The sequence below is a fragment of the Solihabitans fulvus genome (genome assembly GCF_008386585.1).
In the GTDB taxonomy this organism is placed as follows: domain Bacteria; phylum Actinomycetota; class Actinomycetes; order Mycobacteriales; family Pseudonocardiaceae; genus Solihabitans; species Solihabitans fulvus.
The window spans coordinates 1-23954 of record NZ_VUOB01000071.1; the positions used below are offsets into that span (position 1 = coordinate 1).

Below are 23954 nucleotides of genomic sequence, written 5' to 3' on the forward strand. Positions count from 1 at the left end.
TCGCCGACCTGTTCAAGACGGCCGGCGCGGACCGGATCATGGCGGTGGACCTGCACACCGCGCAGATCCAGGGCTTCTTCGACGGCCCGGTCGACCACCTGTGGGCACTGCCCCTGCTGGCCGACTACGTCAAGGAGAAGTACTCCGGCGCGGACATCACCGTGGTCTCGCCGGACGCCGGCCGCACCAAGCTGGCCGAGAAGTGGGCCGACACGCTCGGCGGCTACCCGATCGCCTTCGTGCACAAGACCCGCGACCCGCTCAAGCCCAACGAGGTGGTGGCCAACCGCGTCGTCGGCGAGGTGCGGGGGCGGACCTGCGTGGTGATCGACGACATGGTCGACACCGGCGGCACCATCGCCAAGGCGGTCAAGCAGCTGCTCGACGAGGGCGCCAAGGACGTGATCATCGCGGCGACGCACGGGGTGCTGTCCAACGACGCGTCCCAGCGGCTGGCCGAGTCCGGTGCCCGCGAGGTGATCTTCACCGACACGCTGCCCATCCCGGCGGAGAAGCGGTTCCCGCAGCTCACGGTGCTCGGCATCGCGCCGCTGCTGGCCCGCGCGATCGAGGCGGTCTTCGAGGACGGCTCGGTGACCAGCCTGTTCGACGGCAACGCCTGAGCGTCGGCCTCGACACACCACGATCGACCCCGTGAGCGCGGATCCCTGGTCAACGGGGTCCGCGCTCACGGTCGTTCCTGGGCCATTCACCCTCAGGACAGACCCCGGTTAGCTCCACCGCCAGGAGCGGCCTACACTGTTGGGGTTGCCTCGGCGAGGGCGGGCGAGAACGCCTGGCGTGATCGACGCGGCGGCTTGGATGCCGCGCGTGTTTGCGTCCCTCCGCGCCCCCCGCCGCCGCAGGTTGCCACCCGCTCAAGTCCGCCCGACGTAATAAACACCAAGGAGAGCCCCACCGTGTCCGAGGTCCGTCTCGCCGCCGAGCCGCGCACCGAGTTCGGCAAGGGCGCCGCCCGCCGCACCCGCCGCGCCGGCAAGATCCCCGCGGTGCTCTACGGCCACGGTTCCGACCCGAAGCACCTGGCCCTGCCGGCGCTCGAGTTCGCCCGTGTAGTCCGTGAGCACGGTCAGAACGCCGTGCTGACGCTCGACTTCGACAGCAGCGGCACTGAGCTCGCGCTGACGAAGACCGTCACCACGCACCCCATCAAGAACTACATCGAGCACGTGGACCTCCTGCTGGTCAAGCGCGGCGAGAAGGTCACCGTCGAGGTGCCCGTCGTGCTGACCGGTGAGTCCGACTCGGGCACCCTGGTCACCCAGGACCTGTCCACGCTGCTCATCGAGGTCGAGGCCCTGCACATCCCCGAGCAGGTCGAGGTCTCCGTCGAGGGCGTCGAGGCCGGCACCCAGGTGCTCGCCGGCGCGGTCACGCTGCCGGCCGGCGCGACCCTGGTCACCGACGCCGAGGCGCTGGTCGTCGCGATCAACGCCGCGCCGACCGCCGCCCAGCTCGAGGGCGACAGCAGCGACGAGCAGGCTGACGCCGGCGACACAGAGGCCAGCGAGGGCTGAGTCGATTACGTCGGGTAGATCGGACGGCGCGTTGTCCCCGGGGAACCGGGGCGGCGCGCCGTTCCCGTCTGGTCAGCACACCGGGGGCCAGGCGCCGCTGAGCGCAGCCGAGCTGCGCAGGATCCGGCTGCCGCGAGCGGGCCGGGGCTACCTCGCCGACCAGGTGGATGAGTTCGTCGCGCGCATCGCCGACGCCCTCTCCGGCCGCGTCCCGATGCGCCCCGAGGAGGTGCGGGAGGTGCGGTTCGCGGTCGCCGAGAGCGGGCAGCGCGGCTACGACCAGCGCCCGGTTGACGAGCTGCTGGCCGAGGCGGAGCGCCAGCTGCGGACCGGCCGGGTCGCGCCGACCAGGCTGCGGACCGGGGCCGACCTGCTCGCCGCGCGGTTCCGCAAGAGCCAGCGCGGCTACGATTTCGACGAGGTCGACGGCTTCCTCGATCGGGCGGCGGAGGCCCTGGACGGTCAGGGCAGGATGACCTCCACGGAGGTCCGCAACAGCCGGTTCAGCATCACCTCCGGGCTGCGCCGCGGCTATCAGGCCGAAGCGGTGGACTACTTGTTGGACGAGTTGGAGCAGGAGTTGCGGTCACGTGGTCGATGAAGCCGATCTCGCGCTCGTGGTTGGCCTCGGCAACCCCGGCCCCCAGTACGCCGGCAACCGGCACAACGTCGGCTTCCTCGTCGTCGACGAGCTGGCGGCCAGGCTCGGCGGCAAGTTCAAGGCGCACAAGGGCGGCGCCGACGTCGTCGAGGGCAGGCTCGGCGGCCGAAGGGCCGTGCTGGCCAAGCCGCGCACGTTCATGAACCTCTCCGGCGGCCCGGTCGCCGGCACGGCCCGGTTCTACAAGATCCCGCTGCCAGCCCTGGTCGTCGTGCACGACGAGCTGGACCTCCCCTACGGCACCGTCCGGCTGAAGCTCGGCGGCGGTGAGAACGGCCACAACGGGCTGCGGTCGATCACGAAGTCCTTGGGCGGCAAGGACTACTACCGCGTGCGCTTCGGCGTCGGCCGCCCGCCCGGCCGGATGGACCCGGCCGACTACGTGCTCAAGGACTTCTCCGGCGTCGAACGCAAGGAACTCGCCTTCCAGGTGGACCGCTGCGCCGACGCCGTCGAGGCACTGCTCGGCAAGGGCCTGGAAGCCGCCCAGAACGAGTTCCACTGAGCACTAGTTCCGCTCGCGACGGCCGTGATCATCACGTTGGCGGTCTTCGCAATCTCAGTCATCGCGATCCCGGCATACGGGACAAGTAGACTAATTCGACTGACGTGGCGACTCGGGGGAGGCCATTGGTGACGCGCGCACTGTCCGGGAGGGCCGCACAGGTCCGGGTGTTGACCGACGCCGTCGGGACCCTTGCGGACAGCCGGACGGGACAGGTGATCGTCCTGTCCGGGGGCGTCGGCATCGGCAAGACGACGCTGCTGCGGCACGCGCGCGACCTCGCCCACGCCAAAGGGGTGCGGGTGCTGGAGGCCAACGCCAGCGCGCTCGAGCACGAGTACGCCTTCGGGGTCGCCCGGCAGCTTGTCGCGGCCGTCGGCGTCGCGATACCGCAGGTGCGGGCCGAGGCTCCGTTCGAGGCGATGCATGCCCTGTTCGGGCAGATCGAGCAGGTCACCAGCGGCGGTCCGGCCCTGCTCATCGTCGACGACCTCCAGTGGGCCGACGCCGCTTCGCTCCGGTTTCTCAACTATCTCGCCGCCCGCATCGCCACCCATCCGATCACCGTGCTGGCCGGACGGCGACCCGACGCCGTCTCGGCGGGGAACGCGCCGCTCATCGACCAGTTGCTCGCGCGCGCCGACCAGCTGTGGGTGGCCCCGTTCGAGCCGGCCGAACTCGCGGAACTGGCCGAGCGGACGTTCGACGAGGCCGCGGACGAGGCGTTCGCGCTGGCCTGCCACTCCGCCAGCGGAGGCAACCCGTTCCTGGCCGTCGAGCTGCTCGGCCACCTTCGGGAGCACGGCGTCCGGCCGACCGGGGAGGCCGCCGCACAGGTCGCGATGGTGACGCCGCAGACCACCATCGACTGCCTGGCCGGCCGACTGGAAGGCATCGACGGCGGCCTGGCACTGGCGCGGGCGCTGGCAGTGATCGGCGAGGACGGCGGGCCAGAGCTGGCCGCCGAACTGGCGGGGCTGGACATGGCAGGCGCCGCATCGACCCTGGAAGCGCTCCTGAAGGCCAGGCTGGTGGTCGAGGACGCGGGCTCGATCGTGTTCGTGAGCTCCATGGTCGCGTCGGCGGCGGCCGCCACCCTCAACTCGCTCGCCGCCCTGCGGTGGCACGCCAGGGCGGCCGAGCTCTGCCACCGGCAGTTCCGCAGCACCGAGCAGATCGCCGCCCACCTGCTCCAGGCGGGGACGCCCGCGCAGGACTGGCAGATCAGCATCCTGACCGAGGCGGCCGAGGCCGCCTACGGAGTGGGGGCGTTCGAATCGGCCGGCACCCTGTTCCGGCACGCCCTTGGCTCCCCGCAGCTGACCAGTGACGAACGGCTGCGGCTGCGGGCCAGGGTCGCCGCGGCGCTGGTGTTCGGCGACCCGGTCGCCGCGCATCGGGAGCTGGCCGAGCTGCTGCCGCTCACCAGCGGCGACCTGCACGCCCAGGTGGCCTCCGACCTTCTGCTCGTCACGCTGAGCACGCGAGGGTTCTCGGCCGGGACCGCGTTCCTGGACACCGTCATCGACCAGGTCGTCGACCACGATCCGGCCGCCGCCCTTCCGCTGATCTCTCGTTCCCTCGGGATCGGCTGGCTGTCCGACAGCCCGGTTCGCCGGGTCCTGGACGTGGTGGACGCCGTGGCCGACGAGCGCAAGTACGGGCGGGCGATCCTGGCCGCCGCCCGTGCCCAGCTCGCCGGCGAGATCGCGACGGACGCGGACGCCTGCGCCGAGCAGGCCGTCCTGGCCCTGGAACTGTTGTGGGGCAATGGTGAACCGGACGCGTCCGAGATGTCGATTCACATGGGGGCGATTCAGGGGCTGCTGTGCTCGGAGCGTTTCGAGGTCGCGCTGGCCTGGATCGCGAAGGGCGAGGACCTGGCGCAGCGGCGCGGCTGGACGACCGTGCTGCCGTTCGCGGCGTGGGCCAGGTTCGTCTGCCTGTCGGTGAGCGGCCACACCGACGCCACCCTGGCCGCGGCGATCGCCGTCCGCACGACCACGGCGACGGTGTTCGACGACAACGATCCGCTGGACATGTCGGGCGGCTTCATCGCCTGCGCGTTCCTGCTCGCCGGCCGCATGGCGGAGGCGGAGGAGGCGCTCGGGCCGTTCGCGTCGGGCGAGATCACCCGGCCGAACCAGTTCTACACCGCGAGCACGCGGGCCGGGCTGCGGTTGCTCCAGCGCCGGTTCGGGCAGGCCCACGGCGATGCGCTCATGTGCGCCAGGCTCATGCCCGACACGTCGGTCAACCCGCTGATCGCCCACTGGCGCTCCATCGGCGCGCTCGCCGCCAACGGCATGGGCGACCCGACGGAGGCCAGCAGGCTGGCCGAGGAGGAGCTCCGGCTGGCCCGCGCCTGGGGCACCCCGCACACCCTCGGCACGGCGCTGGCCGCAGCCGGGACGGTTCGCCAGGACCGCGCGCTCCTGCGCGAGGCGGTGGAGGTCACCAGGGGGACGCACGCGAGACTGGCGCTGGTCGCGGCCCTGCTGGCGCTCGACGAGGTGGACGGCCTCGTCGAGGCCCTCGAGGTCGCCGAGCAGTACGGGCTCGGCCTGTTCGTCCCCGCCATCCGCGAGGCGCTGCGCGCCCACGGCAGGCGACCCGGCGTGAAGGCGGTCACCGGAGCGAACGCCCTGACCAGCAGCGAGCAGTCGGTGGCCGACCTGGCTGCGGCTGGGCTGACCAACGCGGCGATCTGCGGCCGACTGCACCTGGCGCCCCGGACGGTCGAGCAGCATCTCACGCACGCCTACCGCAAGCTCAAGATCGCCGGGCGCAAGGAGTTGGCGGCCGCCCTGCGCGGTTAGCCACGGGCAACGCCGGCTTATCGGGCCGCGACTTCCGTGTCGCGCAGGAGCGGCACGAGGGACGCGCGCATCGTGTCGCTGATCGGCGCGGGCCGCAGCGTTGCAGGGTCGAGGTTGACCACCACGCGATGGCCCTGCGCGTGCACCACGGACCTGTCGTCGGACAGCACGCGGAAGCCGTACACCACGCTGGTCGTGCCCAACCGGTCCAACCAGAGGTGGACGACTCGCTCGCCGGCTCCGACGACCGGCACGGCGAAGCTGATCATGAACTCGCGCACCACGGGCAGGACCTCGGGGAAGGTCGACACCGCCGCGTCCATCGACCAGCCGAGCCGCTGCCAGTACGTGTTGGTCGCCCGTTCGACCAGCAGCGCGTAGCGCGAGTTGTGCAGCACGCCCATCGCGTCCAGGTCGTCGAAATGCACCTCGACAGTGGCGAAGTGTCCGTCATCCATGTTTCCCCCTCCGCTGTCCGCTCCGGAACGGAGCATCCGCACGCTATGACGGGGCGTCCCGGGCCCGGTACCGCGCACCGTTAATGACGCGGTCCCCGCCGCAAACACGGTGGTGTTGATCGCCCGCCTGACGGTTACCGCAGGTCAACCGGGCGTCTTAGCGTCCTCTCTCGTCGCCCGGCGGCTGACCGGACGACCACGTGACGCAGAGCAGAGGGAGGCCCCACCATGAAGATCAACCTGGGCGACGTCGTCGGACGCACCTCGGCGGCTTCCGCCGTCACCCCCGCCCCGGCTGAGGCCGCCACCGCTTCTCGGAGCGCCATCGCCGCCATGAAGCGGCGGCTGGGCAAGGCCGTGATCCTGCCGGACGAGAGCGGCTTCGACGCGGCCAGATCCGCCTACAACCTTGCCGTGCAACACAATCCGCTCGCTGTGGTGGTCCCCGAGACCCCCGAGGCGGCGGCGGAGGCCGTCGCGATCGCCGCCGACGGGCTGCTGCCGATCGGCGTGCAGTCCACCGGCCACGGCATCGGGGCCGCGGCGGCAGGCGGCATCCTCATCAACACGAGCAAGCTGGCCGGCGTCAGCGTCAACCCCGTCGGCCGCACCGCCCGCGTCGGCGGCGGCGCCACCTGGGGCGCGGTCATCGCTGCCTCCTCCGAGCACGGGCTGGCCGCGCTCAACGGCACCTCGGACACGGTCGGGGCGCTCGGCTTCATCTCCGGCGGCGGCCTGCCCGTGCACGGCCGCAGCTACGGCTTCGCCGCCGACCACGTCCGCTCCCTGCGGCTGGTCGCCCCGGACGGCCAGATCCTCACCCTGTCGCCGGAACGCCACCCCGAGCTGTTCTGGGCGGTACGCGGCGGCAAGTCCAACTACGGCCTGCTGCTTGAGGCCACCATCGATCTGTTTCCGCTGCGGCACCTCACCGGCGGCCAGCTCGTGTTCCCCGGCGTGCTCGGCGAGCGGGTGCTGCGCGCCTGGCACGAATGGATCCAGGACGTGCCCGACGAGATGACGTCGGCGATCTCGTTCCTGCACTTCCCCGACGCGCCGTTCATCCCGGAACCCCTGCGCGGCCAGCACCTGGTGAGCATCCGCATCGCCTACACCGGCACGCCAGAACACGGCGAGGAGCTGCTGCGGCCGCTGCGGGCGCTTGGCCCGGTGCAGGACGACGTGCGGCCGCGCCCGTACGCCGACATCGCGCGGATCGCGAACGATCCGACGACGCCAACGCCCTCGATCGACCAAACAGGACTGTTCGACCGGCTCAACGCCGGTGATCTGGACACGCTGCTGTCCGTGGTCGGCCCCGACCATCCGACCGCGCCCGCCTCCGTGGAAGTACGGCACCTCGGCGGCAAACTGGCCGCGCAACCCAAGCACCGCAACGCGATCGGCCCCGCCCGCCACGCCGGGTTCACCTTCTGGATGGTCGATCTCGTCCCCGGTTCCGAGCACCTGCCCCGGATCGAGGCCGCGCACCTGGCGATCATGAAGACGATGGAGCCGCTGCTGACCGGCGGCAGGTTCCCCAACTTCGTGTCCCTGGCCGATCTCACGCCCGAGGCCGTCCGGTCCTGCTACGCGCCAGCGGACTACCGGCGACTGGTCGAGCTGAAGACCAAGGTCGACCCGCACAACCTGTTTCGCGTCAACCACAACATCGGTCCCGCGCGCTAGCGGCTGGCTCATGGCCCCGCGTCCTCATCAGCCAGTCCCAGACAGGAGTTCCACCATGACCAAGGTCATTACCGCTGCCCCGCCCCTGCACGGGCACACCGGTCCGATTCTCGCCGTCACCGCCGATCTGGTCCGCCGCGGCCACGAGGTGGTCTTCGTCGGCGGATCCCGGTTCGCCAGGACGGTGGAGGCGATGGGGGCGCGTTTCGTGGCGCTGCCAACGGATGCCGACTTCGACGACCGGGATCTCAACGCGGCCTTCGCCGGCCGGGCGGAGGCTCCGGCCGGTCCGGCACGGGTCGGCTACGACCTGATGCACGTGTTCACCGACCCGATGCCTGGCCAGTACCGCGCGCTGCGCGAGCTGCTGGCCGAGTTCCCGGCCGAGGTGGTGATCGCCGACACCGCCTTCCTCGGCGCCCAGGCGCTGACGATGGCGCTGCCCAAGGGCGGCCGCCCGGTCGTGATCTCCGTCAACGCCGGGGCGCCCTCGCTGCCCAGCGTGGACACCGCGCCATTCGGCTTCGCGCTGCCGCCGATGCCGGGTGAGCAGGGACGTGCCCGCAACGCGGCGCTGAACGCCGAGGCTGAAGCGCTCGGCGCGCCGCTGGCGCTGTACGCGGCCGAGATCTTCGCGCGCGCCGGCGTGGCCTGGCCCGATGGCAGCTTCGTCGGAATCCTCGCCACCAGCTCCGACCACTACCTCCAGCTGTCCGTTCCCGGGTTCGAGTACCCGCGCAGCGACGCCCCGGCGAGCTTCCAGCTCATCGGCGCGCTGCCTTCCCCCGGTGGCGACGACGCCGAGCTGCCCGCGTGGTGGGCCGACGTGACGCGGGGCGACCGGCCGGTCGTGGTGGTGACCCAGGGCACCGCCGCCAACGACGACCTGAGCGAGCTGATCGTCCCGACCATGCAGGCCCTTGCTGGCAGGGACGACCTGCTGGTGGTCGCGGCCACCGCCCGCCCCGACGGCCCGGACCTGCTCGTCGGGGCGGTCGGCGAACTGCCCGGCAACGCGCGGGCCGGCAGCTACCTCCCGTTCGAGCGGCTGCTCCCGCACGCGGATCTGCTGGTCACCAACGGCGGCTACGGCGGAGTGCACACGGCGTTGCGCCACGGCGTGCCGCTGGTGGTCGCGGGCGGGTCGGAGGACAAGCCGGAGGTTGCCGCGCGGGTGCAGTGGAGCGGCACCGGAATCGACCTGCGCACGGGCACCCCGGGAGCGGCGGAGATCGCCGCGGCGGTCGCGAAGGTCCTGGACGACCCGGCCTACCGCGAACGCGCGGGAGAGCTGGCCGTGACGCTCGCGGAGTACCGCCCCCTCGACACGATCGCCGGGCTCGTGGACGGCCGGCATCCCCAAGCGCGCCAGTAGTTCGGCCGCCGTCCACCCCACAGCGGCCTCGGGCCGCACCTCAGCAATGCCAACTAGCAAGGGTGTCGAACCTCGGCACCCACCATTGAGGGAAAGACGATGAAGAGAATCGCACCGCTCGCGGTCCTGCTGAGCAGCCTTGTGGTGGTCCTCGGCATGGCCCCGGCGACCGCCGCCGGCCTCGACCGATCGGACGTGGCCGCGCAGCAGGCAAAAGGCGAACGGGTCGTGCGGGTGGAGACCGGCGCTCTGCGCGGCAGGGACGCGCACGGCACCTGGACGTTCGACGACATCCCGTACGCGGCCCCGCCCGTCGGCGCCCTGCGCTGGAGTCCGCCGCAGCCCGCCGCTGCCTGGAGCGGGGCCAGGGACGCCACCCGACCCGGCAACCGGGCGTGGCAGGCCAAAGACAACGGTTTCGGCCTGCTGCCGGTCGACCTCAACCCGGGCCGCACACCGCAGCCGATGAGCGAGGACAGCCTGGACCTCAACGTGCGGACCCCCGGCGGCACCGACCGGCCCGTGCTGGTCTGGATCCACGGCGGATCGTTCACCGGCGGCAGCGGCGCCGCCTACGACACCACCAAGCTGGCCGCGAAGGGCATCGTTGTGGTGACCATCAACTACCGGCTCGGCGCGCTGGGCTTCCTCGCCGACCCGGCGCTGGATCCGCAGGGCACCGGCGGCGACTACGGCTTGCAGGACCAGCAGGCGGCACTGCGCTGGGTGCAGCGCAACATCGCCTCCTTCGGCGGCGATCCGCACCGGGTCACCATCGCAGGCGAGTCGGCCGGCGGTATCTCCGTCGCCGCCCACCTGGTCGCCCCCGGCTCCCGAGGACTGTTCAGCGCGGCCATCCTGGAGAGCGGCGACGCCTCCTCCACCGTCCCGCTCGCCAAGGCTCGGGAGGCCAGCGAAACGTTCGTCACCAAGACCCTCGGCGTGCCGAACGGCCCCGACCGCGCGGCCAGCCTGCGCGCCCTCGGCGCCAAAGAGATCACCGACAAGCAGGACCAGCTGACCTACCCGATCCCGCTCGGCCACCTGAACTACTCGCAGAAGCCGTGGCTGGTGTCGGGCGGATCGGTGCTGCCGGAGGACCCGGCCACCGCCATCCGCGCGGGCCGCGCCGCCAGGGTCCCGGTGCTGACCGGCACCAACAAGGACGAGATGCGGATCCTCGGTTTCCTCGTGGCGAAGTCCGGGCCGGTCACGAGCGCGAGCTACGGCGACTACCTGGACTTCATGGGCGGCCCGGCCGCCCTGGTCCACTACCCGCTGGTCCCCGGCGCCCAGCCGCCCGTCGCACTCGGTGCCGCGCTGACCGACGGCTGGGTCGGCGACGTCCGCGACCAGGCGCTCGCCCTGTCCCGCCGGGCGCCCGTCTACGCCTACGAGTTCGCCGACCGGGCGCCCGCCCTTCCCGGCGCCACCTTCGACCTCGGGGCCTATCACACCGCCGAACTGCCATACCTGTTCGGCGTCGCCGACCTGCCGGTGCGCCTGACCGCCGATCAGCAGCGGCTGTCCCGGCAGATGGTCGACTACTGGGCGAACTTCGTCCGCACCGGCAACCCCAACGGCATTCGGACCGCCACCACCTGGCCGACCCTGCCGGCGGCCGTCTCGTTCGGGAACGGCGCCACCACGATCGACAGCACCTTCCTCGCCGATCACCAGTGGGACTTCTGGAGCACCCAGCGCCGCCCCTGACCCAGATTCAACGGCCCCACACCACTTTCTGGTGCGGCTCCCCGGTCACCCGCTGGTGGCCGGGGAGAGCCCTGTCCGCCGCTCAGTTCCCGGTGGCGGGGCTGAGGAAGGTGCCGCCGGTGGCGTCGATGATGTTGGCGGTGACCCAGCGCGCGTCGTCCGAGGCCAGGAACCCGACCACGTCCGCGATGTCCGCCGGCCGACCGATCCGGCCGAGCGCGGTGATCGAGGTGATGCCGGCGGCGGCCTCGGGGTGCTCCCGCAGGTAGGCCGTGCCGTCGGTGTCGACCGCGCCGGGGGCCACCGAGTTGACCGTGATGCCCCTCGGGCCGAGCTGGGCGGCGAGGGTCCTGCCCAGCACGTCCAGGGCGCCCTTGCTCATCGCGTAGGCCGCCTGGGCCGGCACGGCAAGCCTTGGCGCGCAGGAGGAGATGTTGACGATCCGGCCGCCGTCGCGCATCAGCGGCAGCGCGCGCTGGACGATCAGGAACGGGGCCGCCACGTTCACCGCGAACAGCTCGTGGAACTCCTCGGCGGTGGTGTGCTCGACCGATCCGCCCATCCCGCCGCCGCCCGCGTTGTTCACCAGGATGTCCAGCCGCTGCCCGGCCAGTCCCGCCTCGAGGCCGGTGAACAGCTCGTCGACACCTGCGGCGGAGCCGAGGTCCGCGCGCACCGGGAAGGCCCGGCCCCCGGCGTCGCGGATCTCGGCCACCGTCGCCGCGGCCGCGGCCTCGTTGCTGCCGTAGTGCACGGCGACCAGGGCGCCGTCGGCGGCCAGCCGCTGCGCGATGGCCTTCCCGATGCCCCGCGACGCCCCGGTCACCAGCGCGGTCCTGCCGGTCAAGCCAGTCATGTCGATCCCTGCCGTTTCTCGAGCCGTGGTCGGTGTTCTCGGGAAGAAGCGTCGGCCGGGCCGCTGACCAACGGCTCACCGCGCGCGCACCGCCGCTGACCGCTCAGGTCCAGTGGCCGTCCCGGAAAGTGGTTCGACGGCTCGGCGGAGTCCTGCCACAGTGGCGCACCATGACGAACGTCGAGCTGGTGACCGCCGAGGACGTGCGGCTCATGCAGGGTCTGGCGCAGCGGCTCGCCGCAACGCACCCGGACCTGGTGAACAGCGACGCGTCGTACGGCGAGCTGGCCTGGATCTGGGGCAAGGGGCACGCCGGCGACGGGGCGAGCTGGCGGCGTCGGCTGTGGTTGTCCGGCGGGGATCTGGTGGCGTGGAGCTGGGCCGTCCTGCCGCGCCGGGTGACGCGGAGCGACGGGTCGGTGAAGGACATCACCGGCGCCTACCTGGCGTATCAGGTCCATCCCGACCACGCCGGGCTGGTCGACGAGGTGATCGACTGGTACGACGCCACGGCGGCGGGCCTCGAACGGACGGTGCTGCCGAGCGCCGCCGACGAATTCGGCCTGGCGCGCTGGGCGGCGCACGGCTACGAGACCGACCCGTCCGCGCTCGGCGACACCGGGTCCTGGACCCAGCTCAACGAGCGGGACCTCACCGACGTGGCACAGCCGGTGCTGCCGGACGGATTCCGGTTCCGCACCGCCGACGAGGCTGGGCCACAGGCCGCGGTCCAGGCCCACCTGGACGCCTGGCCCCTCTCGACCTACACCGCCGAGGGCTACCAGGGCGTCCGGCAGACGACGGCGTACCGAGGCGACCTGCACATCCTGGTGGAGGTGCCGGACGGGACGATGGCGTCCTCGACGATCATGTGGCTCGACGAGGTGAACAAGACCGTCGAGTTCGAGCCGGTCGGGACGCATCCGGACTACCGGCGCCTCGGGTTGGCGAGGGCGATGCTCCTGCACGGCATGCGGCTGGCGCGGGCGGCCGGGGCCACCCACGCGACGGTCGCATGCCTTGGCGCGCCAGGACATCCCCAGGCGCGCGGGCTGTACTACAGCGTCGGGTTCCAGATGTTGTCGCGGGACGCGCCGCTCATCAAACCCGAGTCCACAGTCTGAGGACCGACCGTCGGGCGGTCGCCGTCAAAGCGCCGCCCGACCCGTCCCCTACCCCGTCCCCACTCAGTTCCTACTCAGTTCCCACCAGTGACGCCGCTGCGGCCCTGCGGAGCTTGCCCGACGGCGTCTTGGGCAGGCTGCCCGGCGGCAGCACCACCACCGCGAACGGACGCAGCCCGACCGCGTCAACCACCCTGGCCGTGATCTCCTTGCGCAGCGCCTTCTCCGCGTCCTCGTCGCCCGCCAGCCGCGACTCGCAGGCGACCGCGAACCGCTCCCGCCGCGTGCCGGCGTCCAGCCGCACCGCGACGGCGTTGCCGGCCCGCACGCCGTCAACCGACATGGCCGCCCGCTCGATGTCGGTCGGGTAGATGTTGCGGCCGCCCATGATGATGACGTCCTTGATCCGCCCGCAGACCACGACCTGGCCGTCGACGGTGTAGCCCTCGTCTCCGGTGTCCAGCCAGCCGTCGGCGTCCTGCGTGGACACCGGCCCCCGGACCGTGAGGTACTCGGGCGTCACCGCCGCGCCGCGCAGCCGCAGCTGCCCGACCTCCCGGTCGCCGAGCACCCGCCCCGACCCGTCGACCGTCTGCACCTCGATGCCGGGCAGCGGCGGCCCGAGCAGCGGGAAGCTCCGCACCTGCCGGTCGCCGTCCTCGGTGACCGGCACCGCGCGGTGCTCGCCGGCCAGCGCCTCGGCGTCGATCACGTCGACGGACAGCCCGGTGAACAGCGGCGCGAAGGCGACCGCGAGCGTGGCCTCGGCCATGCCGTACGCGGCCAGCACGCACTCCGGCGGCAGCTTGAAGCGCGCGCCGGCCTCGGTGAACGACGCGACGGCGGCCGGGTCGATGGGCTCGGCGCCGTTCAACGCGATCCGCAGCGTCGACAGGTCGTACGCGCCATCATCATCCACTGTGGACATTCGCCGGCCGACGATGGCGTAGGCGAAGTTCGGCGCCGCGGTGATGGTGCCCCGGTGCCGGCTGATCAGCTCGGGCCACAGCACGGGCGAGCGCAGGAAGTCCACCGGGGTGACCTTGACCAGCTCGATGCCGAACAGCATGGGCACGGTCAGGAAGCCGACCATGCCCATGTCGTGGAACAGCGGCAGCCACGACACCATCACGTCGCGGCCGGGCTGAAGCGCGGCCGCCTCCTTCATCGCCAGCGCGTTGGCCATCAGGTTGCCGTGCGTGATCCGGACCGCCTTGGGCTCGGCGGTCGAACCGCTGGTGAGCTGGAGCAGCGCGGTGGACTCCTCCGGCACCTCGACGGGCGCGGCCAGCGGCGTGCCGTCGGTCAGCTCGTCCAGCGTCCGGTAGGCGACGTCGTGCTCGTCGAGCACGCTCGCCAGCGCGTCGAACGGCGTGCCGAGCAGCACCAGCTTGGCGTCGATCATGCTCAGCACGCGCAGGGTGTCCTGCGCCCAGTCGGCCAGGTCGGTCCGCGCGGTCGGCTGGTGCAGCATGGTGACGCTGGCCCCGGCGAGCCACACGGCCTGCACGGCGGGCGCGATCGAGGCCGGGTCCCCGGCGAGCACCGCAACCGAACCACCGGCCGACACGCCCCCGCTGACCAGCGCGCCCGCCATCCTGGTGGCCTGCTCGTGCACCTGCGCCCAGGTCCGGCGCGTTGGGGTGGCCGGTTCTCCGGTGGTCATGCCACTCGCCTCGCCACCGGCACCAGCGGCGGTGGCGAGCATCGTGTCCACGAAGCGACTCATGGTCGGAGCGTACGACCAATCCGGTTCGGCCATCCGGATCTTCGCCGCAGACATGATCGGGTGATCGTCCGGCTTTCATCCGACGCGCGCGGCGAACAGGGGCGATACTGAGGGATCATGAGCGTGAGTCCCGACGAGGTGCGCGACATCGCCTTCTCCAGGCCGTCGCTCGGCAAGCGCGGCTACCGCGAGGCCGAGGTGGACGCGTTCCTCGAGCGCGTCGAGGCGACCCTGCGTGGCACCGACGACCTGACCCCCAAGGACGTCCGCGACGTGGTCTTCAGCAAGCCGCCGATCGGCCAGCGCGGCTACAACGAGGGCGAGGTCGACGAGTTCCTCGACCGCGTCGAGGAAACACTCGCCGAACTGTCGCCCTGAGCTGCCGCGCTACCCCACCGTCGCCCTGAGCGGCCGCGCTACCCCTCCACGAGCTCCGCGGCCGCCATCCACTGCTGCTCGACCTCGGCGGTCTCCGCGACGACCGCGCGCAGCTCCGCGTCGAGGGCGAGGAGCCGGTCGGCCTCGGTGGCCGCCTCGGCGAGCGCCGTGTGCAGCTGGGCCTCCTTCTTGTGCAGCACGTCCAGCCGCCGCTCGAGCCTGGCCAGCTCCTTGCGGGCGGTCCGTTGCTCGGCGGCCGTCGACGCGGGCTGCTCGGCGGCGGAAGCCCCGCCGGCCGGCGCGACCGCGGCCGCCGCCAGCTGGGCGTCCCTGCGCCGCAGGTACTCCTCGATGCCGCCGGTCAGCTCGGCGATCCCGCCGTCGCCGAACAGCGCGACGACCCGGTCGCAGACCCGCTCGACCAGGTACCGGTCGTGCGAGACGACCACGAGCGTGCCCGGCCAGGAGTCGAGCAGGTCCTCCAGCTGTTGCAGGGTGTCGATGTCCAGGTCGTTGGTCGGCTCGTCGAGCAGCAGCACATTGGGCTCAGCCATCAGCAGCCTGGCCAGTTGCAGCCGTCGCCGCTCGCCGCCGGACAGGTCCCGCACCGGGGTCCACTGCCGGCTGGAGGAGAAGCCGAACCGCTCGGCCAGCTGCGACGCGGACAGCTCCTGCTTGCCGAGCACCACCCTGCGGGCGATCTCCTCGACCGCCTCGAGCACGCGCAGCTCGCCGGGCAGGTCGTGCAGCTCCTGGGTCAGGTGCGCCAGCCGGACCGTCTGGCCCTGGATCCGCTTGCCGGCGGCAGGTTCGCGCTCGCCGGCCAGCAGCCGCAGCAGCGTCGTCTTGCCGGAGCCGTTGACGCCGACCAGGCCGACCCGGTCGCCGGGGCCGACCCGCCAGGTCGCCCGGTCGATCAGCGTCCGGTCGCCGATCGTCAGCGTCACGTCCTCCAGCTCGACGACCGTGCGGCCAAGCCTGCGCTTGGCGAAGGCCAGCAGCTCGACGGAGTCGCGGGCGGGCGGCACGTCCGAGATCAGCGCCTCGGCGGCCTCGATCCGGTAGCGCGGCTTGGACGTGCGCGCCGGGGCGCCCCTGCGCAGCCAGGCCAGCTCCTTGCGGGCCAGGTTGCGGCGCTTCTCCTCCAGCGTGTCGGCCAGCCGGGCGCGCTCGGCCCTGGCGTAGACCCAGTCCGCGTAGCCGCCCTCGTACTGCTCGACGCCGCCGCCGACGACCTCCCAGGTGCGGGTGCAGACGGTGTCGAGGAACCAGCGGTCGTGGGTGACGACGACGAGCCCGCAGCGGCGGGCCAGCAGGTGCTCGGCGAGCCACCGCACGCCCTCGACGTCGAGGTGGTTGGTGGGCTCGTCCAGGACGAGCAGGTCCAGCTCCTGGACCAGCGCGGCGGCCAGCGCGACCCTGCGGCGCTCGCCGCCGGACATGGTGCCGACCGGCGCGTCCAGCCCGAGGGCGGTGATGCCGAGCCCGTCGAGGATGGACCGCACCCTGGCGTCGGCCGCCCACTCGTGTTCGGCGGTGAAGCCGAGCGGGTCGATCACGGCGTGCCGGACGGTGCTGCCCTCGCCCAGCTCGGTGCGCTGGGTGACCACGGCCATCCGCAGGCCGCCGATCTGGCTGACCCGCCCGGTGTCCGGGGGCTCGATGCCGGCGAGCACCTCCAGCAGCGTGGTCTTGCCACCGCCGTTGAGACCCACGACGCCGATCCGGTCGCCGTCGCCGACGCCGAGCGACACGCTGTCCAGCAGCGCGCGCACGCCGAAGCTCTTGCTGACCGACTCCAGGTTGACCAGGTTTGCCATCTACCAGTGCTTTCGCCGTATCGACTGACTGTCGCCACGAGGCTAGTCGCCGCCCCTCGACGACCGCCCCCAGGTTGTGATCTGAAGTAGTTCAGATAAGTTGGTGACATGGCGATCGAGACATTCCCGTACAGCGCGTTCCTTCGCGGCCCGACGGAGGTGCTTGGCGCGCTGGAGCACGCCGAGGTCGTGCTCGAACGACGGGACGCCGAAAATCTCGTGCTGATCCGGTCCGAGCGGTTCAACGCCGGCGTCGCCGCGTTGACCGCCGCCGCGCACCTGCTGCGGACGCTCGCCCGGCGCGACCCCGAGTTGGCGGCGGAATTACTGGCCGAGGAGTTCGCCTGGATGCGCTGGCTGCCGGAGAGCGAGCGAACCCTGTGCGTCGCGGACCTGCTCGCCGATCTCAGCGCGGGAGCGGAAACCGGCTATCTGCTGCCGTTTGCCAACACGGTCGCCGCATGGCGGTCGACCGCCGAAGTGTGGTCCGATCCGGACCTGGCGCGGGCTCTGAGCAGCCCCATCACTGTCGAGGGCGACGGCGTGGAAATCACCCGACCACTGCCGGAACCCGAATGACGAAACGGCGCGACGAGGTTTCCCGCCCGCTGCCCTGGCGAGTGTTCATGGCCAACGGCAAGGCCGCAAAGGGTGGGACGACCTGATCAACCAGGTGGTGGAGGCGGTCGATCGCGCCTGGGTCGCAATCACCAGCGATCCGCGCAGGACAGACGGCCGGCAGCATCGACTCAAGGGTCACCTCTGCACCATTGCAATCGATGGTCAGCCGATGGAGCAGTGGCAGTTCGAGGTCACGTCGGCCGGGCGTATCTGGTACGCCATCGACGATCGCACGCGAACACTGTGGATCACGAAGGCGGGCACCACGCACCCGAAACAGACCGACCGCTGACGCGCCGCTCCACCCTGGGTCAGGCGTGCACCTCTGGCGGAATCGGCCGGGGGCTCTCGTCGGTGCTGACCACGCGCGCCCCGGGCACGGGCCCCTGGGCGACCCGGACGGTGCGGCACACGCCCGCGCCGGACAGCTCGGCTGCCACCCGCACGGCGGCGTCCGCGTCGGTGCACAGGAACGCGCAGGTCGGGCCCGAGCCGGACACCATGCCGGCCAGCGCGCCCGCGTTCACGCCGGCGCGCAGGGTGCGGCGCAGGCCGGGGCGCAGGGACACGGCCGCCGCCTGGAGGTCGTTGCCGAGCAGCAGCGCGAGCTGCCGAGGATCGCCGGAGGACAGCGCCTCCAGCACGGGTTCGACGGCGCCGACCCGTGGCGGGTCGCCCTCGGCGCGCAGCCGGTCCAGCTCGTCGAACACGTCCGGCGTGGACAGGCCGCGCCGGTCGAAGGCGAGCACCCAGTGGAAGGTGTGCCTGGCCAGCACGGGGATGAGCTGCTCGCCGCGCCCGGTGCCGAGGGCGGTGCCGCCGTGCAGCACGAACGGCACGTCGCTGCCGAGCTTCGCGGCGAGGTTGGCCAGCCCGTCCCTGCCGATGTCCAGCCGCCACAGCGACGCCAGGCCGACCAGGGTCGCGGCGGCGTCGGCGCTGCCGCCCGCCATGCCACCCGCGACGGGGATGCTCTTGCGGATCACCAGCCGGACCTTGGGGTCGTCCGGATCCCTGCCGACGTGGGCGGCGAGCGTCCGCACGGCGCGCCAGGCCAGGTTCGACGCCCCGGTCGGCACGGACTCCGCGCCCTCGCCGGTCACCTCGACCCCGGGGTCGTCGGCGATGGCCACGGTGACCTCGTCGGTCAGTGACAGCGACTGGAACACCGTGGCGAGCTCGTGGTAACCGTCCTTGCGAACGTCTCCTACGGCCAGGTGCAGATTGACCTTGGCCGGGACGCGGACGGTGACGGGTGGTGGCACTACGGCGAGCACGTTATGCAGCCTACGGGCGTTCGGGGGGTGCGTGTGTACCCCGTACGTGAACGGACGGGGCGTTCAGGCCGCTGAGCAGCCCGAACGCGCCGTCCGGCTTCCTACTGACGAATAAATCAGACCGGCAGGACGGAGCCGTCGTAGGTCTTCTTGATGAAGTCCTTCACCTGCTGCGACTGGAGCAGCTCGGCCAGGTCCTTGATCCGCTTGTCGTCCTTGAGCTCGGCGCGGGTGACCAGGCCGTTGACGTTCGGGTTGTTCTCGGCCTTCTCCAGCACGAGCGCGTCCGTCGCCGGCTTCTTCCCGATCTTGATGGCGTAGTTGCCGTTGATCACCGACGCGTCGGTGTCGTCGAGGCTCCTCGGCACCTGCGCGGCCTCCAGCTCGACGAACTGGAGGTTCTTCGGGTTCTCCGCGAGGTCACGGATGGTCGCCTTGTTGGCGGCCGCCACCTCTGGCTTGATCTTGATGAGCCCGTTGGCCTCGAGCAGCTTCAGCGCGCGGTTCTCGTTCGCAGGGTCGTTGTCGACCGCGATCTTGGCGCCGTTGGCGAGGTCGGCGATCTTCTTGATCTTGTTGGAGTACAGGCCGAGCGGCTCGATGTGCACGCCGACGATCCACTCCAGCTTGGCGCCGCTCTTGGCCTTGAAGTTGTCCAGGAACGGCGGGGTCTGGAAGTAGTTGGCGTCCAGCGACCCGTCGGCCAGCGCGGTGTTCGGCTGGACGTAGTCGGTGAACTCCTTGACCTCCAGCTTGAGCCCCTTGTCCTTGGCCAGGTTGTCGGCCACGAACTTGAGGATCTGGGCGTGCGGCACCTGGCTCGCGCCGATCTTGAGCGGAGCGCCGGAGTCGCTTGCCTTGGCTCCGTCGCCACCGCCGCAGCCGGCGACGGTCGCCACGGTGAGCAGCGCGCCGAGCACCACGGGGAGGACAGCACGAAGTCGCATTGCATTTTCCTTTCCTGACCCGCGAATCCGCGGGTGAGCACGAACAGCCAGCCTGATGGGCTAGACGGACGCGTGCCGCCTGCGGTCGACGGTGCGCGCGATTCGGGTGAACACGAACTGGAGGAGCGTGGTGAGCACGGCCAGGACGGCGACGGTGCTCCACAGCACGCGGTTGTCGAAACTCTGGTAGCCCAACCGGATGGCGAGGTCGCCGAGGCCGCCGCCGCCGATGACGCCTGCCATGGCCGAGTAGCCGAGCACGGCGATGACGGTGACGCCGATCGCGTTGATCAGCGCCGGCAGCGACTCCCGCAGCAGCACGCTGCGCACGATGCGCAGCGTGCCGGATCCGGTGGTCACCGCGGCCTCGACGACCGAGACGTGCACCTCGGCGAGGACGTTCTGCACCAGCCTGCCGACGAAGGGCACCGTGCCGATGGACAGCGGCACGATCGCCGCGCTCGGCCCGATGGACTGGCCGGCGATGAAGCGCGTCAGCCAGGTCAGCACCACGAGCAGAATGATGAACGGCATGGCCCTGCCGAGGTCAACGACGAAGCCGAGAATCCGATGGACAAAGGGATGTGGCCGGAGTCCGCCCGGCGCGGTGACCTGTAGCCAGACGCCGAGTGGAATGCCGAGCAGGACCGCGACCAGGGTGGAGATGCCCATCATGTACAACGACTCGCCAGTGGCCTTGACGAGATAGTCGATCACGTCGGACCAGGGTGTTACCTCGTTCACGCAGCAACTCCCTGTGGACCCTTGGGTTTACGCTGAACGGCCGCGCCGGCCTCGGAAATCCACTCCAGGGCCGAATCGGACCGTTCACCCGTCAGGCCGACGCGGAACCGCGCGACCGGGGTCTCGCCGAGCCTGGTGAGGCCGCCGCCGAGCAGGCCGAGTTCGACGCCGAAGCGGCTGGCCGCCTCGGGCAGCAGCGCGCCGACCGCAGCGAAGCCGACCAGCACGACGTCGGCGACGCGGTCGTACTTGCTCTCCGCCTCGGGGTTCTGGTCGACCGAGGGCAGCAGCGAGCCGGAGGTCCTGCTGCCCGCGTCGGCGACCAGGTCGAGCACCTTGCCGTGCTCGATGACCCTGCCGTGGTCGAGCACCGCGACGTCGTCGCAGATCCGCCGGACCACGCCCATGTCGTGGGTGACCACCAGGACGGTGACGCCGAGTTCGGCCCGCGCCCTGTCGAGCACAGTGAGCACGGAGCCGGTGGTCTCGGGGTCCAGCGCCGAGGTCGGCTCGTCGGCGAGCAGCACCGACGGGTTGGCCGCGAGCGCCCTGGCGACCGCGATCCGCTGCCGCTGGCCGCCGGAGAGCTGATCGGGGTAGCTGCCGGCCTTGTCGGTGAGGCCGACAAGGTCGAGCAGTTCGCCGACGCGGGTGCGGCGCTGCGGGCCCGGCACGCCAGCGGACTCCAGCGGCAGCGCCACGTTGCCGGCGGCGGTGCGCTGGCGCAGCAGGGAATCCCCCTGCGGCACAACGCCGATCTGCCTGCGGGCGGCCCGCAGCGCGCTGCCGCCGAGCGAGACCAGATCGGTGCCGTCCACCCGGATCGCTCCGCTGTCCGGCCGCTCGAGCAGCGCGACGCAGCGGGCCAGGGTCGACTTGCCGGAGCCGCTTGGGCCCACGACGCCGCACACGGTGCCCGCCGCGACCTCCAGGGTGACGCCGTCCAACGCGACAACGGCGCCGGTCCGGCCGGAGAAGGACTTGGTGAGGTTCTCGACTGTGATCACGTTCGCTCCACGACAGTGCGCGGTAGCACGTGCAAACACGTACTACCGTCCTCAGTGGACCGTCCGAAGAGGACGGTTGGGGAGAGAGAAGAAATGCTCCGAACTAGCGCCTTTTGCGAGTTATCGACAGCCGGAGGCAGTGCGTCGGCACTGGTCGACAACGAGCCGGCGCGTGAGCATTCGCATAGTGGGCACGAGATTCCTCCATCGCTCCTGGCGGTAGCACCTGCCCACGTCGAGTGGATGGTTGCTGCGGCGTCGTAGAGCCAGGTCTCTCGGCCGCTCGGGATGGCAACACGAGTAGACCTGAAGTGACCGGATGAACGCAAGCCCGAGTTGTCCCAAACTGCGGATCGTCCGAGAAATCACACTTCCGGCCGTAGATACACCGTTACGGTACGTACCCAACCGGCGTATCGCCGGCGCCCTGGGCGCAATGCCGTGGAAACCGCCCTGAACAGCGAAAACGACGACTCGTCGCGTGGACTTACGGCCGTTCGCCGAACTATCCGCTGACGGATGCCTCGGCGATCCGAGCGAAGTCGGTCACACTCAGTTGCTCGCCGCGCGCGCCGGGGTCGACACCCGCCGAACGGAGCAGTTCACCCGCCTGCGCGGCCGAACCGGCCCAACCGGCCAGTGCCGCGCGCAGCGTCTTGCGTCGCTGCGAGAACGCCGCGTCAACGAGAGCGAACATGGTGGCACGCTCCACAGTGGACGGCTCCGGCCGCCGGGTGAACGACACCAGCGCCGAGTCGACGTTGGGCACCGGCCAGAACACCGCCCTCGGCACCGGGCCTGCGCGGCGCGCGGCGGCGTACCAGGCCAGCTTCACGCTCGGCACCCCGTACACCTTGCTGCCCGGCCCGGCCGCCATCCGGTCCGCGACCTCCGACTGGACCAGCACGAGCCCCTTGGCCAGCGAGGGCAGCTCGGCGAGCAGGTGCAGCACGACCGGCACCGCGATGTTGTACGGCAGGTTCGCGACCAGCGCGGTCGGCTCGGGGCCGTCGGCGCGAAGCTGGTCGGCGGTGACCCGCATGGCGTCCGCGAGCAACACCCGCAGCCGGCCGGCGAGGTCGGGTGCCCGCTCGGCGGCCGTACGCGGCAGCCGCTCGGCGAGCACCGGGTCGATCTCCACGGCGAGCACGGACCGCGCGGCCGGCAGCAGCGCCAGCGTCAGCGAGCCGAGCCCCGGGCCGATCTCCAGCACGACGTCGTCCGGGTCGAGCTGGGCCGAGGCGACGATCCGCCGCACGGTGTTCGGATCGTGCATGAAGTTCTGCCCCAGCTTCTTGGTGGGGCGCACGTCCAGCTCGGCGGCCAGCCTGCGAACGTCGGCTGGGCCGAGGAGCGCGCTTGCTGACCCGTTCGACACCGACCCATTATGGCCCAGCGGCCGGCGGGCCACCGCCAGGCCACACCAGCCAGCAGCCCAGCGCGACGCCGCCGAGTGTTCGCAGTGCCTTGCGGGCGTGGTCCCGTTGCCAGCCGGTCAACGCGCACAGCTCGTCGAGGATCTTCGCTTTATCGGTCTTGGATGCCGACCGGTAGCGGCGGGCCGCCGCCAGGCCACATCAGCCAACAGCCCAGCGCGACGCCGCCGAGTTGTCCACAACCGGTCGAGCCATCCACAGGCGGTCGCGCCTCTCCGGCCCAGGCGGTGAAGATCGCTTAGGCTGGCACAGGGCAGTGCCCCCGTGGATGGGTGGGGCATGTCCACAGGTAGGCGAAGCGCGTCCGGCGGAGCCGCAGTCAGGGCTTGCAGGCCCCGGTGCCGGCGCCACTGCTGCGGTCAAGGCTTGCATGCAGGCCCCGGCGCCGTCACCGCCGCTGCGGTCAGGGCTTGCAGCCCCAGGCGCCGTAGCCGCCGCTGCGGTCGCGGACGCGGGTGGCGACGGCGATCTGCTGTTCCCTGGTGGCCTGGTCGGCGCGCGGCGCGAACTCCTGGCCGCCGTTGGAGTTCCAGGTGCCCTGCGAGAACTGGAGTCCGCCGTAGTAGCCGTTGCCGGTGTTGATGGCCCAGTTGCCGCCGGACTCGCACTTGGCGATGCGGTCCCACGCGCCGGCGTCGTTGGGGTCGACGGGCGGCGAGTCGGGCACCTTGGTGCCCTTGCGCAGGATCTTCGGCTTGGCGTCCTTGGTGACCTTCTCGCCGAGCTTCTCCCGCGCGCTCTCCTTGCCGTTCTTCTGGGTGATCCGGTAGGTGACGATCTTCTCGCCGGCCACGCCGGGGTCGTCGACCTTCTGCTGCCCCTTGGTCATCGTGTCGTCGTTGACCGTCTGGACGGGCGGGTCGACCGGCTCGGTCTGGTTGATCACCGACACGCCGGTCCGACTGATGTGGATCTCGGCGCCGTTGGTGATCTTGACGTCGGCACCGGGGTCGATCGAGTCGTCCGCGCCGATGCTGAGGTTCTGGCTCTTGAGCAGCTCGCCGACGGTGAGCACGGTGGTGCGCAGCTGCTGCGGCGCGTTGCCGCCGTCGAACAGCGTGATCGTCTTGAGGCTCTTGACCTCGACCGACATACCACCCACGGGCACCGGCCGGTCGGCGCTCTCGGAGAGCTGCGCGCCGGTGGTGTCCACGCCGAGCTGCGCGAGCGCCTGCCCGACCGACCCCCCGTGCACCCAGCCGCCGTCGCGGTCCTGGCCGTCGACCTTGACCTTGACCTGGCGGCCGCGGTCCAGGG

22 protein-coding genes and 1 riboswitch are annotated in these 23954 nt (G+C 71.5%); of the genes, 12 read left to right on the forward strand and 10 right to left on the reverse strand.

From position 1 onward, the window contains the following. From prs to F0L68_RS34015, 5 genes are all read left to right on the forward strand, one after another. On the forward strand, positions 1–623 hold a 623-nt coding region (gene prs / locus F0L68_RS33995; RefSeq protein WP_149853992.1), incomplete at its 5' end, for a ribose-phosphate diphosphokinase. Between the two features lie 297 nt (positions 624–920). After that, a complete protein-coding gene (locus F0L68_RS34000; protein ID WP_149853993.1) occupies positions 921–1538 on the forward strand; it encodes a 50S ribosomal protein L25/general stress protein Ctc in 618 nt (205 codons plus the stop codon). A 31-nt stretch (positions 1539–1569) separates the two neighbouring features. Then, a complete protein-coding gene (locus F0L68_RS34005; RefSeq protein WP_149853994.1) occupies positions 1570–2139 on the forward strand; it encodes a DivIVA domain-containing protein in 570 nt (189 codons plus the stop codon). Further along, positions 2129–2704 (forward strand): aminoacyl-tRNA hydrolase, encoded by a 576-nt coding sequence (pth, locus tag F0L68_RS34010; protein ID WP_149853995.1) that lies wholly within the window; start codon positions 2129–2131, stop codon positions 2702–2704. The genes F0L68_RS34005 and pth overlap by 11 nt, the downstream gene beginning before the upstream one ends. Before the next feature lie 128 nt (positions 2705–2832). Then, positions 2833–5523, forward strand: coding sequence for an AAA family ATPase (locus tag F0L68_RS34015; protein WP_188316977.1), 2691 nt, complete (start codon positions 2833–2835; stop codon positions 5521–5523). Between the two features lie 17 nt (positions 5524–5540). Here the strand turns inward: F0L68_RS34015 and F0L68_RS34020 are convergent, their stop codons facing one another. Continuing rightward, on the reverse strand, positions 5541–5981 hold the full coding sequence (locus tag F0L68_RS34020; protein ID WP_223199377.1) for an acyl-CoA thioesterase: 441 nt from the start codon (positions 5979–5981) through the stop codon (positions 5541–5543). A 228-nt stretch (positions 5982–6209) separates the two neighbouring features. Here F0L68_RS34020 and F0L68_RS34025 point away from each other — a divergent pair, with 228 nt between their 5' ends. The 3 genes from F0L68_RS34025 to F0L68_RS34035 all read left to right on the forward strand — a co-directional run bounded on the left by F0L68_RS34025 (position 6210) and on the right by F0L68_RS34035 (position 10758). After that, positions 6210–7670, forward strand: coding sequence for an FAD-binding oxidoreductase (locus F0L68_RS34025; RefSeq protein WP_149853998.1), 1461 nt, complete (start codon positions 6210–6212; stop codon positions 7668–7670). Between the two features lie 55 nt (positions 7671–7725). Beyond that, the gene (locus F0L68_RS34030) at positions 7726–9045 is read left to right on the forward strand and encodes a glycosyltransferase (RefSeq protein ID WP_188316978.1); all 1320 of its coding nucleotides are present in this window, start codon (positions 7726–7728) and stop codon (positions 9043–9045) included. Between the two features lie 99 nt (positions 9046–9144). Next, positions 9145–10758, forward strand: coding sequence for a carboxylesterase/lipase family protein (locus tag F0L68_RS34035; RefSeq protein WP_149854000.1), 1614 nt, complete (start codon positions 9145–9147; stop codon positions 10756–10758). 82 nt (positions 10759–10840) lie between these two features. Here the strand turns inward: F0L68_RS34035 and F0L68_RS34040 are convergent, their stop codons facing one another. Continuing rightward, positions 10841–11614 (reverse strand): SDR family NAD(P)-dependent oxidoreductase, encoded by a 774-nt coding sequence (locus F0L68_RS34040; RefSeq protein WP_149854001.1) that lies wholly within the window; start codon positions 11612–11614, stop codon positions 10841–10843. A 170-nt stretch (positions 11615–11784) separates the two neighbouring features. On the opposite strand from F0L68_RS34040, the gene F0L68_RS34045 reads away from it, so the two are divergent. Then, positions 11785–12738, forward strand: a complete 954-nt coding sequence (locus F0L68_RS34045) for a GNAT family N-acetyltransferase (RefSeq protein ID WP_149854002.1) — start codon at positions 11785–11787, stop codon at positions 12736–12738. A 70-nt stretch (positions 12739–12808) separates the two neighbouring features. Here the strand turns inward: F0L68_RS34045 and F0L68_RS34050 are convergent, their stop codons facing one another. Continuing rightward, positions 12809–14467 (reverse strand): fatty acyl-AMP ligase, encoded by a 1659-nt coding sequence (locus F0L68_RS34050; RefSeq protein WP_149854003.1) that lies wholly within the window; start codon positions 14465–14467, stop codon positions 12809–12811. A gap of 117 nt (positions 14468–14584) precedes the next feature. Between F0L68_RS34050 and F0L68_RS44645 the strand changes: the two genes are divergently transcribed. Further along, positions 14585–14845, forward strand: coding sequence for a DivIVA domain-containing protein (locus tag F0L68_RS44645; protein ID WP_149854004.1), 261 nt, complete (start codon positions 14585–14587; stop codon positions 14843–14845). A gap of 38 nt (positions 14846–14883) precedes the next feature. On the opposite strand, the gene F0L68_RS34060 is transcribed toward F0L68_RS44645, so the two are convergent. Further along, positions 14884–16665: an ABC-F family ATP-binding cassette domain-containing protein gene (locus F0L68_RS34060; RefSeq protein ID WP_149854005.1), complete on the reverse strand. Its 1782-nt coding sequence runs from the start codon at positions 16663–16665 to the stop codon at positions 14884–14886. Positions 16666–16773: 108 nt separating this feature from the next. Here F0L68_RS34060 and F0L68_RS34065 point away from each other — a divergent pair, with 108 nt between their 5' ends. Beyond that, entirely contained in the window at positions 16774–17244 is a 471-nt protein-coding gene (locus F0L68_RS34065; protein WP_149854006.1) for a hypothetical protein, read from the forward strand. 94 nt (positions 17245–17338) lie between these two features. Then, positions 17339–17578, forward strand: a complete 240-nt coding sequence (locus F0L68_RS34070; RefSeq protein WP_223199378.1) for a hypothetical protein — start codon at positions 17339–17341, stop codon at positions 17576–17578. A gap of 19 nt (positions 17579–17597) precedes the next feature. On the opposite strand, the gene F0L68_RS34075 is transcribed toward F0L68_RS34070, so the two are convergent. The 6 genes from F0L68_RS34075 to F0L68_RS44650 form a co-directional block, all read right to left on the reverse strand. Then, positions 17598–18563, reverse strand: coding sequence for a 4-(cytidine 5'-diphospho)-2-C-methyl-D-erythritol kinase (locus F0L68_RS34075; RefSeq protein WP_149854008.1), 966 nt, complete (start codon positions 18561–18563; stop codon positions 17598–17600). Between the two features lie 116 nt (positions 18564–18679). Then, positions 18680–19510, reverse strand: a complete 831-nt coding sequence (locus F0L68_RS34080; RefSeq protein ID WP_149854009.1) for a MetQ/NlpA family ABC transporter substrate-binding protein — start codon at positions 19508–19510, stop codon at positions 18680–18682. A gap of 60 nt (positions 19511–19570) precedes the next feature. Further along, on the reverse strand, positions 19571–20254 hold the full coding sequence (locus F0L68_RS34085; protein WP_149854010.1) for a methionine ABC transporter permease: 684 nt from the start codon (positions 20252–20254) through the stop codon (positions 19571–19573). Then, complete coding sequence (locus tag F0L68_RS34090; RefSeq protein WP_149854011.1) at positions 20251–21261, reverse strand: methionine ABC transporter ATP-binding protein; 1011 nt, start codon at positions 21259–21261, stop codon at positions 20251–20253. The genes F0L68_RS34085 and F0L68_RS34090 overlap by 4 nt, the downstream gene beginning before the upstream one ends. Positions 21262–21462: 201 nt before the next feature. Beyond that, positions 21463–21556, reverse strand: a riboswitch (SAM riboswitch). Positions 21557–21766: 210 nt separating this feature from the next. Beyond that, positions 21767–22639 (reverse strand): 16S rRNA (adenine(1518)-N(6)/adenine(1519)-N(6))-dimethyltransferase RsmA, encoded by an 873-nt coding sequence (rsmA, locus tag F0L68_RS34095; RefSeq protein WP_149854012.1) that lies wholly within the window; start codon positions 22637–22639, stop codon positions 21767–21769. Between the two features lie 461 nt (positions 22640–23100). Further along, the coding region (locus F0L68_RS44650; protein WP_149854013.1) for a resuscitation-promoting factor at positions 23101–23954 on the reverse strand (854 nt) is incomplete at its 5' end.

Excerpts from the sequence above, each read along its gene's own strand:
- F0L68_RS34045 (WP_149854002.1), top strand. The coding sequence starts at position 11,785 with ATGACGAACGTCGAGCTGGTGACCGCCGAGGACGTGCGGCTCATGCAG.
- F0L68_RS44645 (WP_149854004.1), top strand. The coding sequence starts at position 14,585 with ATGAGCGTGAGTCCCGACGAGGTGCGCGACATCGCCTTCTCCAGGCCG.
- F0L68_RS34080 (WP_149854009.1), bottom strand. The coding sequence starts at position 19,510 with ATGCGACTTCGTGCTGTCCTCCCCGTGGTGCTCGGCGCGCTGCTCACC.
- F0L68_RS34035 (WP_149854000.1), top strand. The coding sequence starts at position 9,145 with ATGAAGAGAATCGCACCGCTCGCGGTCCTGCTGAGCAGCCTTGTGGTG.
- F0L68_RS34065 (WP_149854006.1), top strand. The coding sequence starts at position 16,774 with ATGGCGATCGAGACATTCCCGTACAGCGCGTTCCTTCGCGGCCCGACG.
- F0L68_RS34025 (WP_149853998.1), top strand. The coding sequence starts at position 6,210 with ATGAAGATCAACCTGGGCGACGTCGTCGGACGCACCTCGGCGGCTTCC.
- F0L68_RS34050 (WP_149854003.1), bottom strand. The coding sequence starts at position 14,467 with ATGAGTCGCTTCGTGGACACGATGCTCGCCACCGCCGCTGGTGCCGGT.
- F0L68_RS34030 (WP_188316978.1), top strand. The coding sequence starts at position 7,726 with ATGACCAAGGTCATTACCGCTGCCCCGCCCCTGCACGGGCACACCGGT.
- F0L68_RS34020 (WP_223199377.1), bottom strand. The coding sequence starts at position 5,981 with ATGGATGACGGACACTTCGCCACTGTCGAGGTGCATTTCGACGACCTG.
- F0L68_RS34040 (WP_149854001.1), bottom strand. The coding sequence starts at position 11,614 with ATGACTGGCTTGACCGGCAGGACCGCGCTGGTGACCGGGGCGTCGCGG.
- F0L68_RS34060 (WP_149854005.1), bottom strand. The coding sequence starts at position 16,665 with ATGGCAAACCTGGTCAACCTGGAGTCGGTCAGCAAGAGCTTCGGCGTG.